A 22,576-nucleotide genomic window follows, 5' to 3' on the forward strand; every position below is an offset into this window, starting at 1 on the left:
TTTTACAAGGGTGGTACGCTCGGCTGTCCGTATGTGGGGAATTTCGGGTACAAAATCTTCAGTGCCAAGATTAAGCGGCATTTTGGCTCAGATATCTTGCACGAACATCGAGACGACAGCCTTAGTGCGTCCAAGAGCGGATAACAGCTAGCGCGTTGATTTCAAAGAAATCAAGAATCGCCAGTGCCATTCTTAACTGGTCAGTGCCAAGTTAAATGGGAAATCACAGAAATCGGGATTCAATGACGGGGGCACTGGCGGAGAGAGGGGGATTCGAACCCCCGAGGGGCTTCCGCCCCAACACGATTTCCAGTCGTGCGCCTTAAACCGCTCGGCCATCTCTCCGGATCGTCATCCCGGCGGGCGGGATGCGGGTGCCTTTTTTGAAGGCGGCGGAACATACCCAATGCTTCCCCGGCGGGCAAGAGGCGGAATGGCGAAAAGTCGCCGCGCTGTGCGGGCGGTCCGCGGATGAAATCCGGGTCTTTGGTTTGGCCGGAAAATCATGATACGGTCCTCGCCGAATCAAGACCTTATGACGGGAGGCGCCGTATGGCCGTCCTTCGCTTTATCGGCCGGCTGTTCACGCTTCTCGCTCTGTTCCTGCTGGGACTGGGCATCTATATCTGGCTCGACGGGCGCGCGACCGACAAGGCGGGCCAGGTCTGGTTCGAGATGAGCCAGTTCACGCTGAACTATTCCCAGGTCATCATCCAGCGCCATCTGGGCCTGGACAAATTCTGGTTCGACAGCGTGCTGCCCTATCTGCAGCGCCCGGCCTGGGAGGCGATCCTGTGGGCCGTCATCGCCCTGCTGATCGCGGGCGGCGTCCTGATCTTCCTGGGACGCGGGCGGCGCCGGCGCAGCGGCGGCTTCAACAACTAGGGGTCTTTCCGAACTCGGGTCCGGCCCGCTCCACGTCCCGATCATGACGCATGGCGGGTCCGGAGAAGGGGCGGAAGACGGTGCGGGCCGGTGCCGCGCCCAGGACGCGTCAGTTGTCGCCCATTTTCAGGGCTTCCAGGAAGGCGGATTGCGGGATTTCGACCTTGCCGAACTGCCGCATGCGCTTCTTTCCTTCCTTCTGCTTTTCCAGCAGTTTCCGCTTCCGGGTAATATCGCCGCCATAGCATTTAGCGGTGACGTCCTTGCGCAGGGCGCCGAGAGTTTCGCGGGCGATGACCTTGCCGCCGATCGCCGCCTGCAGCGCGACCTTGAACAGTTGGCGCGGGATCAGATCCTTCAGGCGCGAACAGATATGGCGGCCGCGGTATTCGGCCTGGCTGCGGTGCACGATCATGGCCAGCGCGTCGACCGGATCGCCGTTGATCAGGATCGACACCTTGACCAGATCGCCCTCGCGATAGCCGGTCATTTCATAATCGAAGCTGGCATAGCCCCGGCTGACCGATTTCAGGCGGTCGTAGAAATCGAACACGACCTCGTTCAGCGGCAGGTCATAGACCACCATGGCGCGGTTGCCGACATAGGTCAGTTCCCGCTGTTCGCCGCGCTTTTCGGTGCACAGGGTCAGGACCGGGCCGAGGAAATCGTCCGGCACCAGGATCGTCGCCTTGATCCACGGCTCTTCGATCGTGTCGATATAGGTCACATCCGGAAAGTCCGCCGGATTGTGGAGATCGATTTCCTGGCCGTTGTTGAGCGTGATCTTATAGACGACGGAGGGCGCCGTGGAGATCAGGTCCAGATCGTATTCGCGGTTCAGGCGCTCCTGGATGATTTCCAGATGCAGCAGACCGAGGAAACCGCAGCGGAAGCCGAAACCCAGCGCCGCCGAGGTTTCCATTTCCGAATGGAAGCTGGAATCGTTCAGCGCCAGTTTCGACATGGCGTCACGCAGCGCCTCGAAATCCGACGCGTCGACCGGGAACAGGCCGCAGAACACGACCGGCACGGTCGGCTTGAAGCCCGGCAGCGGTCGGTCGGTCGGGCGCTTGTCCTCGGTGATCGTATCCCCGATCTTACAATCGGCGACCGCCTTGATGCCGGCGGTGATGAAGCCCATCTCGCCCGGGCCGAGGCTGTCGACGACCAGGCCCTTGGGCGTGAAGACGCCGACCCGGTCGACCTCATAGGCCGCGCCGGTGGCGAGCAGACGGATCTTCTGCCCCTTCTTGATCGTGCCTTCGACAACCCGGATCATGGTCACGATGCCCAGATAGGCGTCGTACCAGCTGTCGACCAGCATGGCGCGAAGCGGGGCGGCGGCGTCTTCCTGCGGCGGCGGCGGCAGGCGCTTGACGATGGCTTCCAGCAGGGCGTTCACGCCCAGGCCGCTTTTCGCGGAAATCTCCAGCGCCTCGGAACAATCCAGCCCGATCACGTCCTCGACCTGGCGCTTGATCCGCTCCGGTTCGGCCGCCGGCAGGTCGATCTTGTTCAGGACCGGCAGGATTTCCAGATCGTTGTCCAGCGCCAGATAGACGTTGGCCAGGGTCTGCGCCTCGACACCCTGGGACGCGTCGACCACCAGCAACGCGCCCTCGCAGGCTGCCAGCGACCGGCTGACCTCATAGGAGAAGTCGACATGGCCGGGCGTGTCCATCAGGTTCAGCGTGTATTGCACGCCGTCCTGGGCGGTGTAGAGCAGGCGGACCGTCTGCGCCTTGATGGTAATGCCGCGCTCGCGCTCGATATCCATGGAATCGAGCACCTGCGCCTTCATCTCCCGATCGGTCAGCCCGCCGCACAGCTGAATCAGCCGGTCGGCCAGGGTGGATTTCCCGTGGTCGATATGGGCGACGATGGAGAAGTTGCGAATACGGCTTTGATCGGTCATGTCAGGAATTCGGTCCAACTGGGGCGGCCTCATCGCGCGCCCGGAATGGCGCGCAAAATAGGGCCGGCGACCGCAACTGGCAATCCTTGTGACAGTGGGGGCGTTTGCGGCCCCGGAGGCGCGGAATCTGTTCGCGCGTCCGGATTGCACAAGAGGGTGGTATCGCGCCGGATCAGCGCGAAACTTCGGCTAGATCGGCATGGCGTATCACGCGGTTCCGACCCGTCTGTTTCGCGTGATAAAGGGCCGCATCCGCTTTTTCCATCAGAACGTCCCGCCCCTCTACTTCGGCATTCAGGCCTGCGACGCCGAAGCTGCAGGTCACTCGGAACGACCGGCCGTCGGCGTCGAACTCCATTTCGGCGATATCGCTTCTCAGCCGTTCCAGGAAGGTCACACAGGAATTTTCAGGACTTTCCGGGAGGACCATACAGAATTCCTCGCCGCCAACACGCGCCAGAATATCGGAGGCCCGTGCCGTCGCCTTCAGATGCGCGGCAATCCGCTTCAGAACCTCGTCGCCGATCAGGTGGCCATAGGTGTCGTTGACTGCTTTGAAATGATCGATGTCCAGCATGACCAGTGTCAGATCGTGACCGTGCCGCTTCGCGCGGCCGAATTCCTGTCCGTATCTTTCCTCGAAGACGCGGCGGTTGTTCAGCCCGGTCAGCGGGTCCTCCGTTGCCAGTCTTTCGAGCTTCTCATTGGCGTCGTTCAGTTCCTTCGTGCGCGCTTCGACCTTGGTCTGCAGCGACTCGTTCATCTCCTTCAACGCCTGCACCATGACGGCGAAATGCGCCGCCAGATCCTTGACCTCGCGCCAGCCGCCAAGTTCGGGCGGCGGTTGCAGATCGCCCTTGGCAACCTTCGAAGTATGCGCCTGCAGTTTCTCGATGGGACCGGAAACGAACATCGACAACCCAACCCCGACCAGAATCGACACGACAATGATCACCAGTTCCGCCAGATAGATCAGCGTGTCGTTGCGGCTGACCAGCCGATTGACCTCCGCTTCGCTTACCTTCGCGACCAATCCCCAATCCAGTTCGGGGATGTAGCGGGTCGACGCCATCACCGGCACTTCCAGATAATCGGGCGCATATCCCATCACCCGTTCGTTGCCCAGCAAGGCCTGGGTTATCGGCACATCCTCCCGTTCCTTGGGGACGACACGCATAAACGCCGCCGAGTGATCATACTTCAACGGCACGGCAAAGAGCGCGTCACCATTGTCGTCGCGGACTGCCACCAGCCACTCGCCGGTCTCACCCAACCCCGACCGGTCGCGCACCATGTCTGTCAGAAAATCCGAATAGAACTCCATCCGGATGTAACCCACCGTTTCATGGTTCAAAAGCAGCGGTGCAGTGCTCACCAGCAACACTTCCGACGTGCGCTCCTCCAAGGAGATCGATTTCCTCTTAGCCCGTTCGATATCGAGTGGGGCGTCCCGCCCAGGCCCGGCGTTGCTCGACGCGACCAGAACGCCCTGCGGGTCGAATACATCAATGTCCCTGATGCGCGACAGGCCATGTTTCGCGTCGTTCAAGATTTTTCGGATCCGGACGAGATGTGCCGGATCGCCGTCCTGGTTCCACTTTTCGAGACTGATCCGCATCTGCGTTCGGCTGGAAACCAATGCGGTATTGTCCCGAACCCGATCGACCGTCGCCAACACACGCTTCTTGGCAATCAGCGATAGCGAAGAAAGGTGCTCTTCGAAGAGCATGCGATACTGGGCACCGGCCGTCTGATTGAGATATTGCAGCCCAACGAACAATGGAATTGAGGTAATCAGAACGAAAATGAGAATTAGAAGATGTTTAAGTTTCATCGTTCGATTTCCTCTCGTCAGCCAAGTACTTTCATCAATAATGCATTTTCCCTGCTCCGCAACCTCACAGACTGACCTTTAGTTTCCGTTAACAGTCCGAACCATACCTGAACATCTATTCTGGGTAGCGATTCTGGGCCTGACTGCGCCCGCTTGTTCGACCGAACACCCGCCGATCAACCGTTTGATATCCATATCGCTTCCATTCAAGTTTCTGAAACGGGTAAGGGCTGAACCAACCAAATTCCATTGAGTCGCCATTCCCGTCTTGCCGCCGGTATCGGGTCTGATACCGTGCGCGCAGACACGGCCGGCAAGGGAGTCCACGCGCCATGAAACTCAAGGATATCGAAACCTTCGTCACCGTGCCGCCGACCGGGATCGGCGGATCGTTCTGGGTTTTCGTGCGCCTGACCACCGACAACGGCATCCAGGGGATCGGCGAATGTTACGGCATCCCCGTTTCCGCCGATATCGCCTGCCGCATGGTGGAGGATACGTTCGAGCGCTTCTTCGCCGGCGAAGATCCCCACCGGGTGGAAACGCTGTTCCGCCGCGTCTATTCCGCCGGCTTCACCCAGCGCCCTGACGTCACCATGATGGGGGTGTTCAGCGGGCTGGAAATCGCCGTCTGGGACATTCTGGGCAAGGCGCATGAGCAGCCGGTCCACAATCTGATCGGCGGGCGCTTCCACGACCGGATCCGGACTTACAGCTATCTCTACCCGAAACACCTGTCGCCCCCCGGCATGGACTGGAAGGGCAGCGGCGCGGGCGATTGCTATCACGATCCCGACGCGGCCGCTGAGGCGGCCCTGAACTATGTCGATTTCGGATTCACCGCGATCAAGCAGGACCCGGCCGGACCCTACAGTTTCCAAGGCGGCCGCGAATTGTCCCTGACGGAATTGAGCCGCAGCGAAGCCAATGTGAAGGCGATCCGCGAGGCGGTCGGCGACCGGGCCGACATCCTGTTCGGGACCCATGGCCAGATGACGACGTCTTCCGCGATCCGGCTGGCGAAGCGGTTGGAACCCTATGACCCGCTGTGGTTCGAGGAGCCCTGCCCGCCGGATCAGATGGACGGCATCGGCAAGGTTGCGGCGGCGACATCCATCCCGGTTTCGACCGGCGAGCGCCTGACCACGAAGATCGAATTCCATCAGGCCTTGAAGGCCGGCGTGTCGATCCTTCAGCCGGATATCGGCCGCAGCGGCGGCATCTGGGAGACCAAGAAGATCGCCGTGCTGGCGGAGGCGTTCAACGCCCAGATCGCGCCGCATATCTATTGCGGCCCGGTCGCCCATGCGGCGGCCGCGCATCTGGCCTTTGCCACACCGAACTTCCTGATCCTGGAATCGATCCTGACCGATTTCCACGCCGCCGTGGTCCAGAAGCCTTTGGCCTGGGAAGCGGGATACATACCCGCGCCGACGGAACCGGGATTGGGGCTGGAATTAAACGACGCCGTCATCGCTGCCCATCCCTACAAAACCGGCGGTCGACTGCATCTGGAAATGTGTCAGACGGTTCTGGATTCCGCCAACACCCGCACCATCGGAGAGATCGAAGGCTGAGGCCCGACGTCGTTTCTGGTCCTCCCTTCAGTACCCTCCCGGGGCTACCCCCGTGTCAGATCCCGGACGAAGCGGCGGCCGGGTCCGAAGCGGGTCGGGATTTCGCCCAGCGCGGCGAAGCCGACATGGCTGTAAAAGCCATTGGCGTTCGGATTGCCGATCACATGAAGGCTGTCCGCGCCATGTTCCCGCGCCCGCTCTTCGGCCGCGCGCACGAGCGTTCGGCCAATTCCGGTCTTCCAATGTGTCGGCTCGACGAACAGCCCGTCCAGCTCGACCTGCCGGTCCGGCCGAATGAACAGAGCGGCAAAGCCGACCGTCGCGCCGTCCAGTTCGGCGACCAGCACATTGCCCGCCTCGAACTGCCCCGGGGGAATGTCGATCGCGTCCGGATGCGCCAGAATGGCCTCCCGGTCTTCGGGATTGGCCAGTGAGGCACGGCGCTGCAATTCCATCAGGTTTTCCCGGTCTTCCAGACGCGCCGTGCGCAGCTGCAGGGTCATTTGAGGCTCCGTTTCGGGGAAGGGTTCCCGACAATCAAAGGCCGCCCTTGCCGGGAATTCAATCCGTGACACGCCCCCTGATGCCTTATCCGGCCTCAGTAGCCGATTAGATCGATCAGAAGTGATGGAACCGGATTGTGTTTCCAGGTCTCCCCGCCGTCACGGCTGTAGTAGAAGTCTCCCAATTGGTCACTCATGTAGATCAAATTTCCATCGTCGGCATAGTCGATCCAGTTCAGAAAGGGATTGGGCATTTGAGGGCCTCGTTGCCACGTCCTGCCGCCATCCTTGGTACGAATCAGGAAGACACGCCCCTCTGTCAGTCCGGATTCCATTTCCAGCGCCGCACCGTGGGTAGCACCGCGAAAGGCCGGCATATGGGACGATCTGCTGATCGTGTCGGTTTCCCAGGTCGCGCCGCCGTCGCTACTGAAATACGGGTTCCAAACGATGAAGCGTTCGAAAGTGCCACGCAGTTTGCCGTCCCGAGACGCCCGCGCCCGGCTGACCGGACCGGGCATGTCCCGGATTTCCGAGGCACCGGTAGACGTATCGTACACCGCAAGACGGGACTGCGGCAGCGTGGTCAGCAACAGGGAACCGACGCGATGCGTGCGCAGTCGCTGCGGTGTACTGCCATAGAACCGGCCGGGGGCGGCGAACTGGAAGGACTGAACAGTCTGCCAGTCGCCCAGATTCACGTCGGATCGAAGCAAGGTGAACTGTGTGCCGCGATAATGCGTCAGATAAACCCCACCATCCGGCATCTTGTGAATATCGCGAACGACGCCATAGGGAATCGGTGCCTTAATCTGGGCCCAAGCTTTCCCCATATCCGGCGAAATCCGGAGCATACCCATCTCACCGCCGACCAGTAACGCGCCCGGAACGATCTCAACGATCGCCTCGACGGCCCGGTTCACACCGATATCGGCGCGGCTCCACCCCTGATCCGGATGCCAGAATCGGATTTGGCCCAGCAGCGTGCCGAAAGCAATGCGACCGTCGGACAGTTCCGTCGGCGCCAGCAGCCCCAGACTGCCGTCACGAACTTGGCCGTAGAAACCTTGCGAAATGACGGTCGGCACATGCTCCTCACGCCAGCCAAGATAACTGTCCGGCTGAAGCGCAACGCCTGAAAGGCCGGGGTAAAGGGCGTTCAGCACCTCGGGCAGGCCCTCCGCAACCGGCGTCGGGTCGTAGGTGAGGTAACTTGTCCGATGAGTGGCGAGAACTGCGATACGCGGCCCGGTCACGACCTCCACGATCGATCCAAGATAGGTAATCCGGCCAGCCCGAACATCGAACCGCCCGAACGACTCGTTCGGTGTGCCCGTGGCATTGGAAATGGTGCCTTCGAAGGACGACAATCGGTACTCCCCGGGCGGCACCGATCCGACATAGAGGGCGGATCGGGACAGGCCATCGGTCACGTCTGTCAGCGTGAATGTCTCGCCGGACGTGATTTCTTCAATAGTCGCAAAGTCCCAAGGGTCCTGGAAAGCGATCGGGCCCGGCCCGTTCGACACGAAACGGAATGCGAGGATTCCGTTACTCGAACTATGGCTGGCAGCGTTTTCGAGACTGGCGGTCTGGCACGAAACCAACAGAAAAAGGGAAGCCAGAATGACAAGCCCCGGACCGATCGCCCCGCGTCCCAGCATCGTGCTTCGCATTGTACGCCCTCACCCTCCTTCGATTCACCCCCACGCCGAAACGATACCATATCTCAAGCGCTCTGGGCGCGACGCCCGGTCGCGCTTTCCGAACCGTGTGCCGCGCGGTAATTAGCCTATCATGAACACAGTCGAAAACTCCGCCCGTCCCCGCGCCGTCGGCCTGTGGCTATGCGCCACCGCTTTCATGGTCTTTGCGATGATGATCATCGGTGCGATCACACGCCTGACCGAAAGCGGGCTCAGCATGGTCGAATGGCGGCCGCTGATCGGCGCCCTGCCGCCGTTGAACGATGCGGAATGGGAACGGGTCTTCGCGCTGTACAAGCAGACCTCGCAATACGCGCTGATGAATTCGAAGATGACCCTGGCGGAGTTCAAGGACATCTTCTTCTGGGAATGGTTCCATCGGCTGTGGGGCCGGCTGATCGGGCTGGTCTATGCCCTGCCCTTCTTCTGGTTCTTGTTCCGCCGGCAGATCCCGGCGGGCTACAAGCCGCATCTCTGGGCCTTGCTGGTTCTGGGCGGGCTGCAGGGCGTGATCGGCATGTGGATGGTTCAGAGCGGTTTCGTCGACCGGGTAGAGGTCAGCCAGTACCGGTTGGCGATCCACCTGGGCATGGCCTTCTTCATCCTGGGCTACACGATCTGGCTGATCCACGGATTGCTGTGCCCGATCGAGCCGGACCGCAAGCCGGTCCCGCGCGGTTTCCGGCGCTTGGGTGCCTATGCCCATGCCGTGATGTTTTTCACGATTATCTATGGTGCCCTGGTCGCCGGACAGAATGCAGGCTTCATCTATAACGACTGGCCGACCATGGGCGGGCAATGGGTCCCGGACGGCTATTGGGACGACCGCTTCGGCTGGGCCAGCCTGTTCGAAACCCTGGAGGCGGTGCAGTTCAATCACCGCCTGCTGGCCTATCTGACGGCGCTGACCGTGTTCGGCCTGTGGATCTGGTCCTGGAAGATCGACTTGCCGGTGCGGGTGCGGCTGTCGGTCAATATCCTGACCGTCGCCGTCTTCTTTCAGATCTGCCTGGGTATCCTGACGCTGCTCAGCGTCGTCTGGCTGCCGCTGGCGGTGCTGCATCAGGCCGGCGCGGCGATCAGTTTCTGCGCCGCGCTGTGGTGCCTGAAAGAACTGCGCGGCGGAAAGGTCGCCCCTTCCGCCGCGCGATAACCGGAACCGGAACTTCGCCGATCAGAACTCGCGGCCGATCGCCCGGTCGACGGACAGCTTGCCGCCGCCGCGCACCAGGAAGACCAGCGCCGCCACGGTCCACAGCAGCGGGTATTCGAACCCGCCGTTCGACCACATGAAGCCGTTGGCTGCGTGGAATAGCGTTGCCTGGGCCATGAAGCCGACGATCAGGACGGCGACCGGACGGGTCAGGAAGCCTGCGGCCAGCGCCAGGCCGCCGAAGAATTCCACCAGCGCGACGAACAGCGCGAAGGGATAGCCCGGCGCGAAGCCGACGCTTTCGAAGAATTGGGCGGTGCCTTCCAGGCCGCCGCCGAACAGCTTGCCGTAGCCATGCGGGACCAGCAGCAGGCCGGTCGTGACCCGCAACAGCGGCTCCATATACGGCGACAGAATATCGGTGATCGGTTTGGCAAACGGGATGACCCGTTTGGTATCGGTAGTGATATCGGACATAGCGGTCATTCCCAGTTTGTTTCTCAGTGGTCGATCCGTTTGGATGAGCCTCTCGCTCATCGACGGCGTATAGATATCGCTGACCACTGAGGGAACAAAGCGGGCCAAAAGAAAATCATTGTGTCCTAAAACGTACCAATCACTCCATTATGGCTTATAGCCCAGGCGCAGATTACCCCACTGCCGGCCCCGCACCCGGATCGGAACGGTCAGGTCCTTCATCAAAACGAAGGTCCCGCCCCCCATATCGCGCAGATAGCTTTGCAGCAGATACTCCTCTCGGTTGGCGCCGGCCGCCCGCCCCGTCCGGTCCGTAAAAATGCGCCGGTTCCGGCAATTCGCCGCATTCCAGACCGGATCGTCCGGCTTCTGGGGCTTGGAATACTTGTTGTTGTGGGTCGGCAGATAACCGTTCTCATCCACCGCCGCACAGAAGGCAATACGTTCGTCGAAATCCAGGACAGGCTCCTGAAACTCCGGCAGGATGCGGTCGGTAAAGGCGTTATAGGCCGTGGCGTGCTGTAGCGGGTTCGACCCGGCGACTTCTCGGTAGTTCCGGTCGAAGAGGTCGTCCATCGAAATTTCGTTCGATTGAACGGCCTTCTCGAACCGGGCGCTGATGGCGGCCGCGGTGCGCGTGCAGATGTCGACAAACGGCTGGTCCATCGCGATATAGCTCTCGATGAACTGTCCGACCCGTTCGGCCTCGCTGGATTTGAAGGTTGCCTTCGTGCCGTCCGATATCCGCACGCCGATCCGCCCCAAAGCGGGCAGCGACAGATTTCCTTCCGCACCGGCCGGCAATGCGGCGCCGTCCGACGTCATGATCTGCGCCGTTTCGCGACGCAAATTCCGGATCGTCACACTGTAATCCCGGTCGTTCAGGGACAGCGTTCCAAACAGGTCGACGGGGACGCGATGCAATTGGGTCGCCTTGCGTTCCTTCGTGTCCGCGATTGCGGTCCGCAGCCGACCGCGCAGATCTTCCAGCCGCGCATGGACTTTTTGCGCCAGGTCCTTTTGGGCCTCGGCCTGTCCCGCCGCGTTTTCGACCTCCGAGGTGACGTCCAGAACGGCCTCGCTCAACGATGCGGTGCCGACCGCGGCCTCCTGCGCGTTGCGCCCGATCTCCGAGATCGCCAATTGCTGTTGCGATACGGCATTGGTGGATTCTTCAGAATATTCCTCGACCGCGCCGATCGCTTCGGCGATCCGGGCGATGGCTTTCACCACGGATTCGCTGACTTCCTGAATCTCCTCAACCTGTTCGGAGATGTCTTTCGTCGCGTCGGCGGTTTGACCGGCCAGGGTCTTGACCTCATTGGCGACGACGGCAAATCCCTTGCCGGCTTCGCCCGCACGCGCGGCCTCGATTGTCGCGTTCAGGGCCAGCAGGTTCGTCTGGCTGGCGATATTCTGAATCAACTTCACGACATCGCCGATCTTGGTCGACGCTTCCGACAGGGTCTGAATGATGTCGCGGGCGTTCTGGGTCTCCCCGACCGCCTTGCGCGACTGGTCCCTGGTGCGCCCGACCTGATCCTCGATCACCGAGGCGGAGGCCGCCAATTCTTCGGTCGCGGCAGCCACGGCGTTCACGTTGTTCGACGCCGATGTCGCGTCGCCCGACAGGCGCTGCGTCAGGGATTCGATTCGGACCAAAGTCGCCGCGATGTCTCCGGAGACGGAGACCAGCTCGTCCGACTGTTTTTCAATTTCGACCGTGGTTCCGTCGACTTCGCCCTGAAGCGCGTCGGCGAGCGTCAGAAGTTCGCGTCTCTGCCAAAAGGACAGTCGCTCCACCTCCAGCAACCTGTCTTTTTCTTCTCTACGGTCCTGCGTTTCCTCAACCTTACCATTCAACATTTTTATCGGTCTCCTATTCGACCTTCTTAAACTCCCTCATATAAAGGATGCAGAAATTACAAAAAAGTTAAACGAGGTAGTTTGTTTGTATACGAATGAATTGACCGTAACCTGACGCGGTGTCAGGGTTTCCGGAACCAAGAAGACGGAACGGAATGGGCGATGGTCAGGATCGTGGGATGCGATGTCGGGGGCACTTTCACCGACTTGATTCTGTTGGACGAAGAATCCAATAGCGCGCGGATCGCAAAGGTCCCGACGACGGTTGCCAACCAATCCGAAGGCGTCCTTGCCGCGCTGGACAAGGCCCAGGCGGATATCCGCGCGATCGACGGAATCGTTCATGGTACAACCGCAACCACCAATGCGCTGCTGGAACGCAAACTGGCGAAAACCGGGCTGATCACGACGGCCGGGTTCCGCGACATACTCGAACTGGGCCGCCGGACGCGACCCAGCGCCTATGGTCTGACCGGCGCCTTCGCGCCGCTGATCCCACGGGAGCTGCGCCTGGAAGTGCCGGAGCGGCTGGATGTCGACGGTGCGGTCGTCACGCCCCTGGACGAAGAGGCTGTGCGAGCGGCGGCGGAACGGCTGCGCGATCTGGGCTGCGAATCCCTGCTGATCCATTTCCTGCACGCCTACCGCGATCCGGCGCATGAGCGACGAGCCAAGGAAATCGCCCTTAGCGTGTGGCCGAACCAATACGTGACCGCCGGTCACGAAATCCTGTCCGAGTTCCGCGAATACGAACGCGGCGTCACGGCCGCGGTCAACGCATCGGTCCAACCGATCCTGGAACGCTATCTGGCGCGCCTGCTGGACGGGCTGCGCGGCCGCGGTTACCGGCGCGACCTTTTGGTCATGCAAGGCAATGGCGGCACGGTATCTTCCGAGGCGATATGCCGCATGGCCGTGAACACCGTCATGTCCGGCCCGGCGTCGGGTGTCATGGCGGCGGCGCGCACCGGCGCCGCGGCGGGAAGGCCGTCGCTGATCACCTTCGACATGGGCGGCACGTCCTGCGATGTCGGGCTGATCAAGGACGGCACGCCCCAGGTCTCCAACGAGCTGGAAATCGAATATGCCATGCCGGTGCATGTCCCGATGGTGGATGTCCATACGATCGGCGCGGGCGGCGGGTCCATCGCGCGGATCGACGCCGGCGGGATGCTGCGTGTCGGCCCGGAAAGCGCCGGCGCGACACCGGGACCGATCTGCTATGGCCGGGGCGGCACACAGCCGACGATCACCGACGCCAACCTGGCCCTGGGCCGCCTCAATCCCGGCCGGTTGCTGGCGGTCGAGGGCGCGCCGGATATCGAGGCCATCCGCGCACGCATCGGCGAGGTCATCGGCGCGCCGCTGGGGCTGACCTGGGAAGACGCCGCCGCCGCCATTCTGCGCATTGCCGACGACCGGATGGCGGGCGCGGTGCGCATGGTCTCCCTCAGCCGCGGTCACGACCCGCGCGATTTTTCGCTGTTCGCCTTCGGCGGGGCCGGGCCGCTGCATGCCGGGGCCATTGCGCGCGAGTTGGGCATTCCCACCCTTCTTGTTCCCGCCCGGCCCGGCATCACCAACGCCCTGGGCTGCGCCGTCGCCGATCTGCGCCATGACTTTGTGAACACGGTCAACCGGCCGCTGGACAGCGTCGACATGGATCTGGTGCGCCGGACGCTGACGGATCAGGTCGCGGAAGGGAAGGCTCGCCTGGCCCAGGACGGTGCCGGCACGGGCGAGGTCCGCACCCTCCATACCGCCGACATGCAGTTCATTGGACAGAGCCATCTTCTGTCGGTGCCGGTTCCGTCCCCCGACGTGACGCGTGAGGAATTGCAGGCCGCGTTCGAGGCGGTCTACTGGGACCGGTTCGAGGTCGCGCTGCCCCAGATCAAGGCCAATCTGGTCAACCTGAACACCGCCGTCATCGGACCGCGCCCGGATCTGGATCTGGGATTGCTGCTGGACGCGCCGGCGCCCCGAGGCGACGAGACGCGGCCGGTCTGGTTCGCCGAGACGGGCTGGACGGAGACGCCCATCGTGCCGCGGGCAAGCCTGCCGCCGGGGTCGGTGTTGGACGGCCCCGCCATCGTCGAACAATTGGATACCACCATCGTCCTGTCCCCGGGCATGCGGGCAGAGGCGGATGCGATCGGCAATCTGATCGTCCATGTCGGAACGGGAGAAGGCGCATGACCACGGCATTGGATCCGGTCACGCTGGGCGTCATTCAGAACGGGCTGCAGCAGGTCTGCAACGAGATGGATCTGGCCTTCTGCCGGGCCGCCTTCTCGCCCGTCATTGCGGAGGCAATGGATCGGTCCGACGGCATCTATGCGGCCGAGGACGGCGCGCTGATCGCGCAGGGCGATTTGGGCCTGCCGGTCTTTGTCGGCACCATGCAATACGGCACCCAGGCAGTGATCGAGCGCGTCGCCGACCCGCAGCCGGACGACGTCATCATCTGCAACGATCCCTATCTGGGCGGGACGCATTTGATGGATGTGCGCTTCTATCGCCCCTTCTTCTATGACGGCGAATTGTTCTGCTGGCTGGCGAATACCGGGCATTGGCCGGATACCGGCGGCATGGTCCCGGGCGGCTTTTCGGCCCGCGCGACCGAGGTCGAACAGGAAGGCCTGCGCATCCCGCCGGTGAAACTGTTCAAGCGCGGCGAGCTGGATCCGGAGATCCTGGCGATCATCCAATCCAACATCCGCATCGCCGACCAGCGCATCGGCGACATCAAGGCCCAGGCGGCGGCGCTGAAGATCGGCGACAAGCGCCTGGCCGCCCTGCTGGATCGCTATGGCAAGGATACCGTCGCCCAGGCGATCAAGGAGCTGCGCGAAAGGGCGGCCCGGCTGATGCGCGCCACCATCGCCGAGGTTCCGGACGGCACCTATTACGGCGAGGCCTTCGTCGATTCCGACGGGGTCGTCGACGAGCCGCTGAAGATCGCCATGACGATCACCGTCGACGGCGACGAGATGACTTTCGACATGGCGGGCTCCTCCCCGCCCTGCCGCGGCCCGATGAACAGCGTCATCGCGACGACCCGCTCGTCGATCTATCTCGCGATCAAGCATGTCTTCCCCAATGTGCCGCTGAATGCCGGAACCTATGAACCGCTGAAGATCGTCGATCCGAAAGGCACCTTCCTTTATGCCGAATATCCGCGCCCGGTTTCCGGCTGCGCGGCGGAAGTCAGCCAACGCATCGCCGAAGCCGTCTTCGCCGCCCTGACCAAGGCCATTCCGGACCGGCTGTTTGCCGCCCCGGCCGGGTCCAGCGGCAATTTCGCCCTGGGCGGCTACGATCCGGACAAGGGCCGGTCCTATGTCATGTATGTGATTTCCGGCGGCGGCTATGGCGGTCATCCCGGGGGCGACGGGCTGACAAACGGCTGTTCGACCATCGGCATCTCCAAATCCCAGCCGATCGAGGTTCTGGAGCAATACTATCCCGTCCTGTTCGAACGCTACGCCCTGGCCGAAGGCTCCGGCGGCGCGGGCGAACATCGCGGCGGGTTCGGCATCAATTACCGCGTCCGGGTGCGGCGCGGCGAGGCCCGCGCCTCCATGGTCATGGATCACGGACGCACCGGCCCGCAAGGCGTGCTGGGCGGCGGCGATGGCGGTGCGAACCAGGTCCGGTTCGAATTCGCCGACGGCCGGGTCCATGTTCCGGCCCATTTGTCGAAGGAACAGGACATCACCGTTCTGCCCGGCGACGTGATCGACGTCCGCACACCGGGCGGCGGCGGCTATGGCGATCCCGCGAAACGCGCGGCGGAGCGGATCGAAGACGACCGCGTCAAGGGATATTACGGCGAATCCGGCCCAGACGCACCTTTCGGTCGCCGGGACTGATCCCTGGGGCTAATCGGCCGATAGGGCTGATCGGAGCCTGCCCGATTCCATGATAGAGTCCCGCCGTGGCAACGGCCGCCTTCGTCGTTGACACCATATTCCGTTATCTTGTACCAAATCCTGGATATTAAAAATCGGGAGGATCCCTCATGACCCATTCTCAGATCGACCGGTCGCTGGCGGCGGCGGCGCAGGCCGCGCTGGACGCGATCGAGGCGGAGGGCCTGACCAAGCACGAGCGCACCATCACCGGCCCGCAATCCAGCGAAATCGACACGCTGGACCACGGCAAGGCGCGCCATGTCGTCAATCTGTGTGCCAACAATTATCTGGGACTGGCCGACGATCCGCGCCTGATCGCGGCCGCGAAGGCGGCCCTGGACAGCCACGGTTTCGGCATGGCCTCCGTCCGCTTCATCTGCGGCACCCAGGATCTGCACCGGACCTTGGAAGCGCGGCTGGCGGAATTCCTGCGGACCGAAGACGCGATCCTGTTCTCGTCCTGCTTCGACGCCAATGCGGGGATTTTCGAGGTCCTGCTGGGGCCCGACGACGCGATCATCTCCGACGCGCTGAACCACGCGTCGATCATCGATGGGGTCCGCCTGTGCAAGGCGCGGCGGCTGCGCTACGCCAATAACGACATGGCGGAGCTGGAAGCGCGCCTGAAGGAAGCCCAGGATGCGAAGCTGCGCCTGATCGTGACGGATGGCGTCTTCTCCATGGACGGGATCATCGCCAATCTGCCGACGGTCTGCGATCTGGCCGAAAAATACGGCGCCACCGTCATGGTCGACGACAGCCACGCCGTCGGTTTCATGGGCCGGCGTGGCGCGGGCACACCCGACCATCACGGCGTCACCGACCGCGTGCAGATTCTCAGCGGCACTTTCGGGAAAGCCCTGGGCGGCGCGTCGGGCGGCTATATCGCCGGACCGAAACCTGTCGTCGATCTGCTGCGCCAGCGGGCCCGGCCCTATCTGTTTTCCAACGCCCTGGCACCGGCAATCTGCGCCGCGACGCTGACCGCGCTGGACCTGTTGGAAGGCGGCGCGGAACTGCGCGACCGCCTGCGCGCCAATGCGAAGCGCTTCCGCGCCGGGATGGCGGCGGCGGGTTTCGACCTGGTACCCGGCGAACACCCAATCATCCCGGTGATGACCGGCGACGCCGTTTTGGCGACGAAACTTGCCGCCGGCCTTATGGAGGAAGGAATCTATGTGACCGCATTCTCCTATCCGGTGGTGCCCAAGGGGCAGGCCCGGATCCGGACGCAAATGTCGGCCGCGCACGATACGGACCAGTTGGCCCGGGCCGTCGCGGCTTTCACAAAAGTCGGCCGGTCGCTCGGCCTCGTTTCCTGACGATCGAAAGGACCCCCCCATGCGTGCGATCTATAAGTCCAAGCGCGAAACCGGTCTTTGGATGGGCAGCGCCGACGCACCGAAACCCGGTCCGCGCGACGTTCTGATCCGCGTCCAGCGCGCGGCGATCTGCGGCACCGACCTGCATATCTATAACTGGGATTCCTGGGCCCAGAAGACGATCCCCGTGCCGATGATCGTCGGTCACGAATATTGCGGTATCGTCGAAGCGGTGGGCGAGGAAGTCACCCTGGTCAAGGTCGGCCAGCGCGTGTCCGGCGAAGGGCATCTGGTCTGCGGCCATTGCCGCAACTGCCGGGGCGGGCGCGAACATCTGTGCATCAACACGGTCGGGGTCGGCGTCAACCGTCAGGGCGCCTTCGCGGATCTGCTGACCATTCCGGAACACAATGTCTTCGCCGTGCCGGAGGATATCCCCGACGATGTCGTCGCGATCCTGGATCCGCTGGGTAACGCCGTGCACACGGCGCTGTCCTACGATCTGGTCGGCGAGGATGTGCTGATCACCGGAGCCGGACCGATCGGCCTGATGGCCGCCGCCGTCTGCCGTCATGTCGGCGCGCGCCATGTCGTGGTCACCGATCTGTCCGACGACCGCCTGCGCCTGGCCGAAAGCATGGGCGCGACGCGCGGGGTGCGCGCCGACAAGGAACCGCTGAAGGACGTCATGCGCGAATTGGGCATGACCGAAGGCTTCGATGTCGGTTTGGAGATGTCCGGTGCCGCCCCTGCGATGACCGACATGATCAACGCGATGAATCATGGCGGCAAGATCGCGCTTCTGGGCCTGTTCTCGAAGCCGGTCGAAATCGACATGACCGCGGCCATCTTCAAGGGCCTGCAGTTCAAGGGCGTCTATGGCCGGGAGATGTTCGAGACCTGGTACAAGATGGTGTCCATGCTGCAAACCGGCCTGGACGTAACCCCGGTCATCACGCATCGTCTGCCGTTCGAAAAATTCGAGGACGGTTTCGCGGCCCTGAATTCCGGCCGGGCCTGCAAGGTCGTCCTGGATCTCGCCGCATAACGAAACAGACCGTCGCAGAGCCTGCGCACCGAAAGGACATTGTATGGCCCGAACCCGCCCCGGACGCACAAACCGCCGTCAGAACCGCGAACAGGCCGCCGCAGAGGCGGCCGGGCTGCACCAACTGCCCTGGGGTCAATTGACCTATGTCGACCGTCCGATCGATCCGCTGGACGAGGAAGGGGTGCAGAAGGTTCACGACGCGGCGATGCGCGTCCTGGAGGATATCGGGATCGAGTTCCTGAACGACGAGGCGGTCGAGATTCTGCGCAAGGCGGGCTGCACGGTGGGGTCGAACGGCCAGAACATCCGCTTCGACCGCGACTGGATCATGGCGCAAACCGCCAAGGCGCCGTCCAGTTTCACCATCACCCCGCGCAACCCGGCGCGCGAGATCGAATGGGGCAACGGCAAGGCGGCCTTCGGCATGGTCGCCAGCCCGCCCAATTCCATGGATCTGGTCGGCGGCCGGCGGGTCGGCAACCGCAAGGATTACCAGGACCTGCTGCGCCTGTCGCAGAGCTTCAACTGCATCAATTTCAACGGCGGCTATCCGGTCGAACCGATCGACATCCACGCGTCGATCCGGCATCTGGACGCGATCTATGATCTGCTGACCCTGACCGACAAGGTACTGCATGCCTATTCCCTGGGCCCGGAGCGGGTCGAGGACGCGATGGAAATGGTGCGGATCGGCGCCGGCCTGACGCATGAGGAATTCGAGGCCAAGCCCCGGATGTTCACCAACATCAACTCCTCCTCGCCGCTGAAGCACGACTGGCCGATGCTGGACGGCGCAATGCGCCTTGCCCGGCGCAATCAGCCGGTCATCATTGCGCCCTTCACGCTGGCGGGCGCCATGGCGCCGGTGACCATCGTCGGCTCCGTCGTGCAGCAGATCGCGGAGGCCCTGGCCGCCGTGGCCCTGTTGCAGGAAATCCGGCCGGGCGTCCCGGTCGTCATGGGGGCCTTCACCTCCAATGTCGACATGAAGTCCGGCTCCCCCGCCTTCGGCACGCCGGAATACATGCGCGCAATGCAGATTTCCGGTCAGATGGCGCGGTTCTATGGCCTGCCGTGGCGCGGATCGAACGCGAATGCATCCAACGCGCCGGACGGCCAGGCAGTTTGGGAAAGTCAGAATTCGCTGTTCAGCGTGCTCAGCGGCCATTGCAACGTCATCTTCCACGCCGCCGGCTGGGTCGAAGGCGGGTTGAGCGCCAGCTTCGAAAAGGTCGTCATCGACTGCGAGATGATCCAACAATGGATGTACTACAATCGACCTGTAAAAGTTGATGAGGGCGAACTGGCCGTCGATGCGATCCGCGAGGTCGGGCCGAACGGTCACTTCTTCGGCTGTCAGCATACCCAAGACCGCTACCGCGACGCCTTCTACAATCCCTTCCTGTCCGACTGGCGGAATTTCGAGGCCTGGGTCGAGGCCGGCGCACAGTCGTCGCATGAGCGGGCACATCACCTCTACAAGCAGATCCTGCGCGACTACGAGGCCCCGCCGATCGACGAGGCGATTCGCGAGGAACTGCAGGCCTTCATGGCCAAGCGCAAGGAAGAAGGCGGCGCGAAGACCGATTTCTAGTCGGTGGGCGGGTTAGAAATAGTTTGCCTAGCGCGGCAGCGACGCTAACGTTCGGCACCTTTTCTTACGCAAGGTGCCCGCCTTCATGTCGATCCGCCGCCTTCGCATCCTGATCGCCGTCGCCGAGCGCGGTTCCTTCGCGGCGGCGGCGGACGTGATGCTGATTTCCCCCTCCGCCGTCAGCCAGCAGATGGCGAAGCTGGAGGAGGAACTGCGCACCGAGATCTTCGACCGCCGCAAGCGCCCGCCGGAACTGAACCGCGACGGTTATGCCCTGGTGCCCAAAGCGAAGGAGATCGTCGCCGCCTATGATGCGCTGATCCGCCTGGCGCAGGACCAGGACGCGCCGTCCGGCGAATTGGTCCTGGGCGCCATCCCGACCACGTTGACCGAACTGGTGCCGCGCGTCCTGAAACGTATGCGCGAGGCCTACCCCCTGCTGCATTTCCGGGTTTCACCCGATCTGTCGGCGGAGCTGATGAACCAGGTCGACCGCGGCGCGCTGGACGGGGCGATCATTTCGGAACCGGTGCGCCTGCCTGCGAACCTGACCTTTCATGCCGTCGCCCTTGAGCCGCTGGTCCTGTTGCTGCCGAAGGACGTGGAAGGCGACGATCCGGAGGCGGTTCTCGCGTCCCATCCGTTCATCCGCTTCACCCGGCGCGCCTGGACCGGGCGCGATATCGACGATTGGCTGCAGGCACGGGGCATCCGTGTGCGCGAGATCATGGAACTGGACCGCCCCGAAGCCATCGCGATGATGGTTCATCACGGACTGGGTGTCTCCATCATCCCCGAGCATTGCGTGCCGGAACCGATTTCCGTCGGAATTCGCCGTCTGCCGCTGGGCCCGACGGCGCGGCCCCGAGCGATTGGACTGATCTGCCGCCGGGACAGCATGAAGGCCCGGCCGCTGGAATTGCTGACCCAGGAACTGGAGATCGCCGCGCGGGAACGCAAACCGGCAGACTCCTTGACGGAACGGGCGCAGACCTCCGTCTGAAGCCTTTCTTCCGAATCGATGCAGATTTTCTCGCTGTCTATACCGGTTTTGTTACGATACCTGTGAGAAAGCCCTGAAGGGCCCAAACAACAGGAGGAGATGCATCGATGGCGGGACCGGATTTCCTGGTCCACGACGCGGCGGATACCGTCGGCGTTGTCGTGGTTGAAACGGCGGAGGCCGGAAAACCCCTGACCGGATTGGTGATGGAAACCGGCGAGAGCCTGACCGTCACGTCGTTGGACCCCATCCCGCTAGGCCATAAGATCGCGCTGGGCGATTTGTCGGTCGGGGATACCGTCCTGAAATACGGGCACGACATCGGCAAGATCGTCGCCGCCGTGAAGAAGGGCGGCCACGTCCATACCCAGAACCTGAAAACGAAGAGGTGGTAACGATGGCTTCCCGCAGCTTCAACGGATACCGCCGCGAAAATGGCCGGGTCGGAATCCGCAATCACGTCGTGATCCTGCCGCTGGACGATCTGTCGAACGCCGCCTGCGAAAAGGTGGCGAACAATATCGACGGCTGTCTGGCCCTGCCGCACCATTACGGCCGGCTGCAGTTCGGCGCGGATCTGGACCTGCATTTCCGCACCATGATCGGGACCGGCAGCAATCCGAACGTCGCCGCCGTGATCGTCATCGGCATCGAACCGAAATGGACCGGCCGCATCGTCGACGGCATCGCCAAGACCGGCAAACCGGTCGAAGGCTTCGCGATCGAGGGCCAGGGCGAAATCAACTGTGTCGCCGCCGCATCGCGCAAAGCCAAGGAATTCGTGCAATGGGCGACGGAGCTTCAGCGCGAACCCTGTGACCTCGGAGAACTCTGGGTTTCCACAAAATGTGGAGAATCCGACACGACCTCCGGTCTGGCCTCCAACCCGACCGTCGGCAATTTCATCGACAAGGTCGATCCGCTGGGCTGCTACACCTGTTTCGGCGAGACGTCGGAACTGACCGGCGCCGAGGAAATCTGCGCCCAGCGCGCCGCGACGCCGGAAGCCGGCGAGAAATTCATGAAGACCTGGCAGGCCTATATGGATGAGGTCATCGAACCGCATAAGACATCCGACCTGTCCGAAAGCCAGCCGACCGCGGGCAATATCGCGGGCGGCCTGACGACCATCGAGGAAAAGGCCTTCGGCAACCTGCAGAAGATCGGCCGGACGACGAAATTCATCGACGTTCTGGAACCGGCGGAAGCCCCGGCCAAGGGCCCCGGCCTCTACTTCATGGACACGTCCTCGGCTGCGGCGGAATGCGTCACCTTGCAGGCGGCGGCGGGCTTTGCCGTGCACCTGTTCCCCACCGGGCAGGGCAACATCATCGGCAACCCGATCGAACCGGTGATCAAGCTGACCGCCAACCCGAAGACCGCGCGCGAAATGGGCGAACATGTCGATCTGGACTGTTCCGGCATCCTGCGCGGGGAGATGACCCTGGACGAGGCGGGCGATGCCCTGATCGACATCACCATCCGCACCTGCAACGGCCGCCTGACCGCGGCGGAGGCGTTGAAGCACCGCGAGTTCGTGATGACGAAACTGTATCGCAGCGCCTGACCACGGACGTTCGTCTCGAACGCGGAGAGCGCCGAGGTTTCGCGGAGGACGCCGAGAGACAATGAGGGTCTCAGCGTCCTCCGCGTCCTCCGCGTTCTTTATTTACGGTGTCCCGTCGTGTTCCTGCCAAAGCAGGAACCTTCCTCGCTTCGGCAGGGCTTTCCCTTCCCCCGTCATTCCCGCGCAGGCGGGAATCCAGGGATACA

General features: G+C 62.7%; 17 protein-coding genes and 1 tRNA gene. 11 read left to right on the top strand and 7 right to left on the bottom strand.

Going from position 1 to position 22,576, the window contains the following annotated elements; genetic code table 11:
• Window positions 1-255: 255 nt before the first annotated feature.
• A tRNA-Ser gene (locus ACO06O_RS13180) sits at window positions 256-345 on the bottom strand.
• A gap of 207 nt (window positions 346-552) precedes the next feature.
• Between ACO06O_RS13180 and ACO06O_RS13185 the strand changes: the two genes are divergently transcribed.
• Window positions 553-885, top strand: coding sequence for a hypothetical protein (locus tag ACO06O_RS13185; RefSeq protein WP_420419732.1), 333 nt, complete (start codon window positions 553-555; stop codon window positions 883-885).
• A gap of 109 nt (window positions 886-994) precedes the next feature.
• On the opposite strand, the gene lepA is transcribed toward ACO06O_RS13185, so the two are convergent.
• Together lepA and ACO06O_RS13195 are read right to left on the bottom strand one after the other, a co-directional pair.
• Window positions 995-2,800 carry a translation elongation factor 4 gene (lepA, locus tag ACO06O_RS13190; RefSeq protein ID WP_421880456.1) on the bottom strand — a complete coding sequence of 602 codons (1,806 nt, stop codon included), beginning with the start codon at window positions 2,798-2,800 and terminating at the stop codon, window positions 995-997.
• A gap of 172 nt (window positions 2,801-2,972) precedes the next feature.
• Window positions 2,973-4,634: a sensor domain-containing diguanylate cyclase gene (locus ACO06O_RS13195; protein ID WP_421880459.1), complete on the bottom strand. Its 1,662-nt coding sequence runs from the start codon at window positions 4,632-4,634 to the stop codon at window positions 2,973-2,975.
• 332 nt (window positions 4,635-4,966) lie between these two features.
• Here ACO06O_RS13195 and ACO06O_RS13200 point away from each other — a divergent pair, with 332 nt between their 5' ends.
• A complete protein-coding gene (locus ACO06O_RS13200; protein WP_421880462.1) occupies window positions 4,967-6,211 on the top strand; it encodes a mandelate racemase/muconate lactonizing enzyme family protein in 1,245 nt (414 codons plus the stop codon).
• 44 nt (window positions 6,212-6,255) lie between these two features.
• On the opposite strand, the gene ACO06O_RS13205 is transcribed toward ACO06O_RS13200, so the two are convergent.
• Together ACO06O_RS13205 and ACO06O_RS13210 are read right to left on the bottom strand one after the other, a co-directional pair.
• Window positions 6,256-6,714 (bottom strand): GNAT family N-acetyltransferase, encoded by a 459-nt coding sequence (locus tag ACO06O_RS13205; protein WP_421880466.1) that lies wholly within the window; start codon window positions 6,712-6,714, stop codon window positions 6,256-6,258.
• A gap of 95 nt (window positions 6,715-6,809) precedes the next feature.
• Window positions 6,810-8,390 carry a WD40/YVTN/BNR-like repeat-containing protein gene (locus tag ACO06O_RS13210; protein ID WP_421880469.1) on the bottom strand — a complete coding sequence of 527 codons (1,581 nt, stop codon included), beginning with the start codon at window positions 8,388-8,390 and terminating at the stop codon, window positions 6,810-6,812.
• 121 nt (window positions 8,391-8,511) lie between these two features.
• Here ACO06O_RS13210 and ACO06O_RS13215 point away from each other — a divergent pair, with 121 nt between their 5' ends.
• Entirely contained in the window at window positions 8,512-9,573 is a 1,062-nt protein-coding gene (locus tag ACO06O_RS13215; protein WP_421880472.1) for a COX15/CtaA family protein, read from the top strand.
• 21 nt (window positions 9,574-9,594) lie between these two features.
• On the opposite strand, the gene ACO06O_RS13220 is transcribed toward ACO06O_RS13215, so the two are convergent.
• Entirely contained in the window at window positions 9,595-10,050 is a 456-nt protein-coding gene (locus tag ACO06O_RS13220) for a DoxX family protein (RefSeq protein ID WP_421880475.1), read from the bottom strand.
• Window positions 10,051-10,197: 147 nt separating this feature from the next.
• Window positions 10,198-11,916 (bottom strand): methyl-accepting chemotaxis protein, encoded by a 1,719-nt coding sequence (locus ACO06O_RS13225; RefSeq protein WP_421880478.1) that lies wholly within the window; start codon window positions 11,914-11,916, stop codon window positions 10,198-10,200.
• A 162-nt stretch (window positions 11,917-12,078) separates the two neighbouring features.
• Here ACO06O_RS13225 and ACO06O_RS13230 point away from each other — a divergent pair, with 162 nt between their 5' ends.
• The 8 genes from ACO06O_RS13230 to ACO06O_RS13265 all read left to right on the top strand — a co-directional run bounded on the left by ACO06O_RS13230 (window position 12,079) and on the right by ACO06O_RS13265 (window position 22,370).
• A complete protein-coding gene (locus tag ACO06O_RS13230) occupies window positions 12,079-14,115 on the top strand; it encodes a hydantoinase/oxoprolinase family protein (RefSeq protein ID WP_421880481.1) in 2,037 nt (678 codons plus the stop codon).
• Window positions 14,112-15,791 carry a hydantoinase B/oxoprolinase family protein gene (locus ACO06O_RS13235; protein WP_421880484.1) on the top strand — a complete coding sequence of 560 codons (1,680 nt, stop codon included), beginning with the start codon at window positions 14,112-14,114 and terminating at the stop codon, window positions 15,789-15,791. Before ACO06O_RS13230 ends, ACO06O_RS13235 begins: the two co-directional genes overlap by 4 nt.
• 149 nt (window positions 15,792-15,940) lie before the next feature.
• Entirely contained in the window at window positions 15,941-17,155 is a 1,215-nt protein-coding gene (locus ACO06O_RS13240) for a glycine C-acetyltransferase (protein ID WP_421880487.1), read from the top strand.
• Between the two features lie 19 nt (window positions 17,156-17,174).
• Window positions 17,175-18,203, top strand: a complete 1,029-nt coding sequence (gene tdh, locus ACO06O_RS13245) for an L-threonine 3-dehydrogenase (protein ID WP_421880491.1) — start codon at window positions 17,175-17,177, stop codon at window positions 18,201-18,203.
• Window positions 18,204-18,246: 43 nt separating this feature from the next.
• Window positions 18,247-19,800: a trimethylamine methyltransferase family protein gene (locus tag ACO06O_RS13250; RefSeq protein ID WP_420419720.1), complete on the top strand. Its 1,554-nt coding sequence runs from the start codon at window positions 18,247-18,249 to the stop codon at window positions 19,798-19,800.
• A gap of 85 nt (window positions 19,801-19,885) precedes the next feature.
• Window positions 19,886-20,803, top strand: a complete 918-nt coding sequence (locus ACO06O_RS13255; RefSeq protein WP_421880494.1) for a LysR family transcriptional regulator — start codon at window positions 19,886-19,888, stop codon at window positions 20,801-20,803.
• A gap of 107 nt (window positions 20,804-20,910) precedes the next feature.
• Complete coding sequence (locus ACO06O_RS13260; RefSeq protein ID WP_420419718.1) at window positions 20,911-21,198, top strand: UxaA family hydrolase; 288 nt, start codon at window positions 20,911-20,913, stop codon at window positions 21,196-21,198.
• A 2-nt stretch (window positions 21,199-21,200) separates the two neighbouring features.
• Window positions 21,201-22,370, top strand: a complete 1,170-nt coding sequence (locus ACO06O_RS13265) for a UxaA family hydrolase (protein ID WP_421880497.1) — start codon at window positions 21,201-21,203, stop codon at window positions 22,368-22,370.
• Window positions 22,371-22,576: the final 206 nt, after the last annotated feature.

It is taken from the genome of Pacificispira sp. (assembly GCF_965228185.1).
Taxonomy (GTDB): domain Bacteria; phylum Pseudomonadota; class Alphaproteobacteria; order UBA8366; family Aestuariispiraceae; genus Pacificispira.

Excerpts from the sequence above, each read along its gene's own strand:
- ACO06O_RS13185 (WP_420419732.1), top strand. The coding sequence starts at position 553 with ATGGCCGTCCTTCGCTTTATCGGCCGGCTGTTCACGCTTCTCGCTCTG.
- lepA (WP_421880456.1), bottom strand. The coding sequence starts at position 2,800 with ATGACCGATCAAAGCCGTATTCGCAACTTCTCCATCGTCGCCCATATC.
- ACO06O_RS13195 (WP_421880459.1), bottom strand. The coding sequence starts at position 4,634 with ATGAAACTTAAACATCTTCTAATTCTCATTTTCGTTCTGATTACCTCA.
- ACO06O_RS13200 (WP_421880462.1), top strand. The coding sequence starts at position 4,967 with ATGAAACTCAAGGATATCGAAACCTTCGTCACCGTGCCGCCGACCGGG.
- ACO06O_RS13205 (WP_421880466.1), bottom strand. The coding sequence starts at position 6,714 with ATGACCCTGCAGCTGCGCACGGCGCGTCTGGAAGACCGGGAAAACCTG.
- ACO06O_RS13210 (WP_421880469.1), bottom strand. The coding sequence starts at position 8,390 with ATGCGAAGCACGATGCTGGGACGCGGGGCGATCGGTCCGGGGCTTGTC.
- ACO06O_RS13215 (WP_421880472.1), top strand. The coding sequence starts at position 8,512 with ATGAACACAGTCGAAAACTCCGCCCGTCCCCGCGCCGTCGGCCTGTGG.
- ACO06O_RS13220 (WP_421880475.1), bottom strand. The coding sequence starts at position 10,050 with ATGTCCGATATCACTACCGATACCAAACGGGTCATCCCGTTTGCCAAA.
- ACO06O_RS13225 (WP_421880478.1), bottom strand. The coding sequence starts at position 11,916 with ATGTTGAATGGTAAGGTTGAGGAAACGCAGGACCGTAGAGAAGAAAAA.
- ACO06O_RS13230 (WP_421880481.1), top strand. The coding sequence starts at position 12,079 with ATGGTCAGGATCGTGGGATGCGATGTCGGGGGCACTTTCACCGACTTG.
- ACO06O_RS13235 (WP_421880484.1), top strand. The coding sequence starts at position 14,112 with ATGACCACGGCATTGGATCCGGTCACGCTGGGCGTCATTCAGAACGGG.
- ACO06O_RS13240 (WP_421880487.1), top strand. The coding sequence starts at position 15,941 with ATGACCCATTCTCAGATCGACCGGTCGCTGGCGGCGGCGGCGCAGGCC.
- tdh (WP_421880491.1), top strand. The coding sequence starts at position 17,175 with ATGCGTGCGATCTATAAGTCCAAGCGCGAAACCGGTCTTTGGATGGGC.
- ACO06O_RS13250 (WP_420419720.1), top strand. The coding sequence starts at position 18,247 with ATGGCCCGAACCCGCCCCGGACGCACAAACCGCCGTCAGAACCGCGAA.
- ACO06O_RS13255 (WP_421880494.1), top strand. The coding sequence starts at position 19,886 with ATGTCGATCCGCCGCCTTCGCATCCTGATCGCCGTCGCCGAGCGCGGT.
- ACO06O_RS13260 (WP_420419718.1), top strand. The coding sequence starts at position 20,911 with ATGGCGGGACCGGATTTCCTGGTCCACGACGCGGCGGATACCGTCGGC.
- ACO06O_RS13265 (WP_421880497.1), top strand. The coding sequence starts at position 21,201 with ATGGCTTCCCGCAGCTTCAACGGATACCGCCGCGAAAATGGCCGGGTC.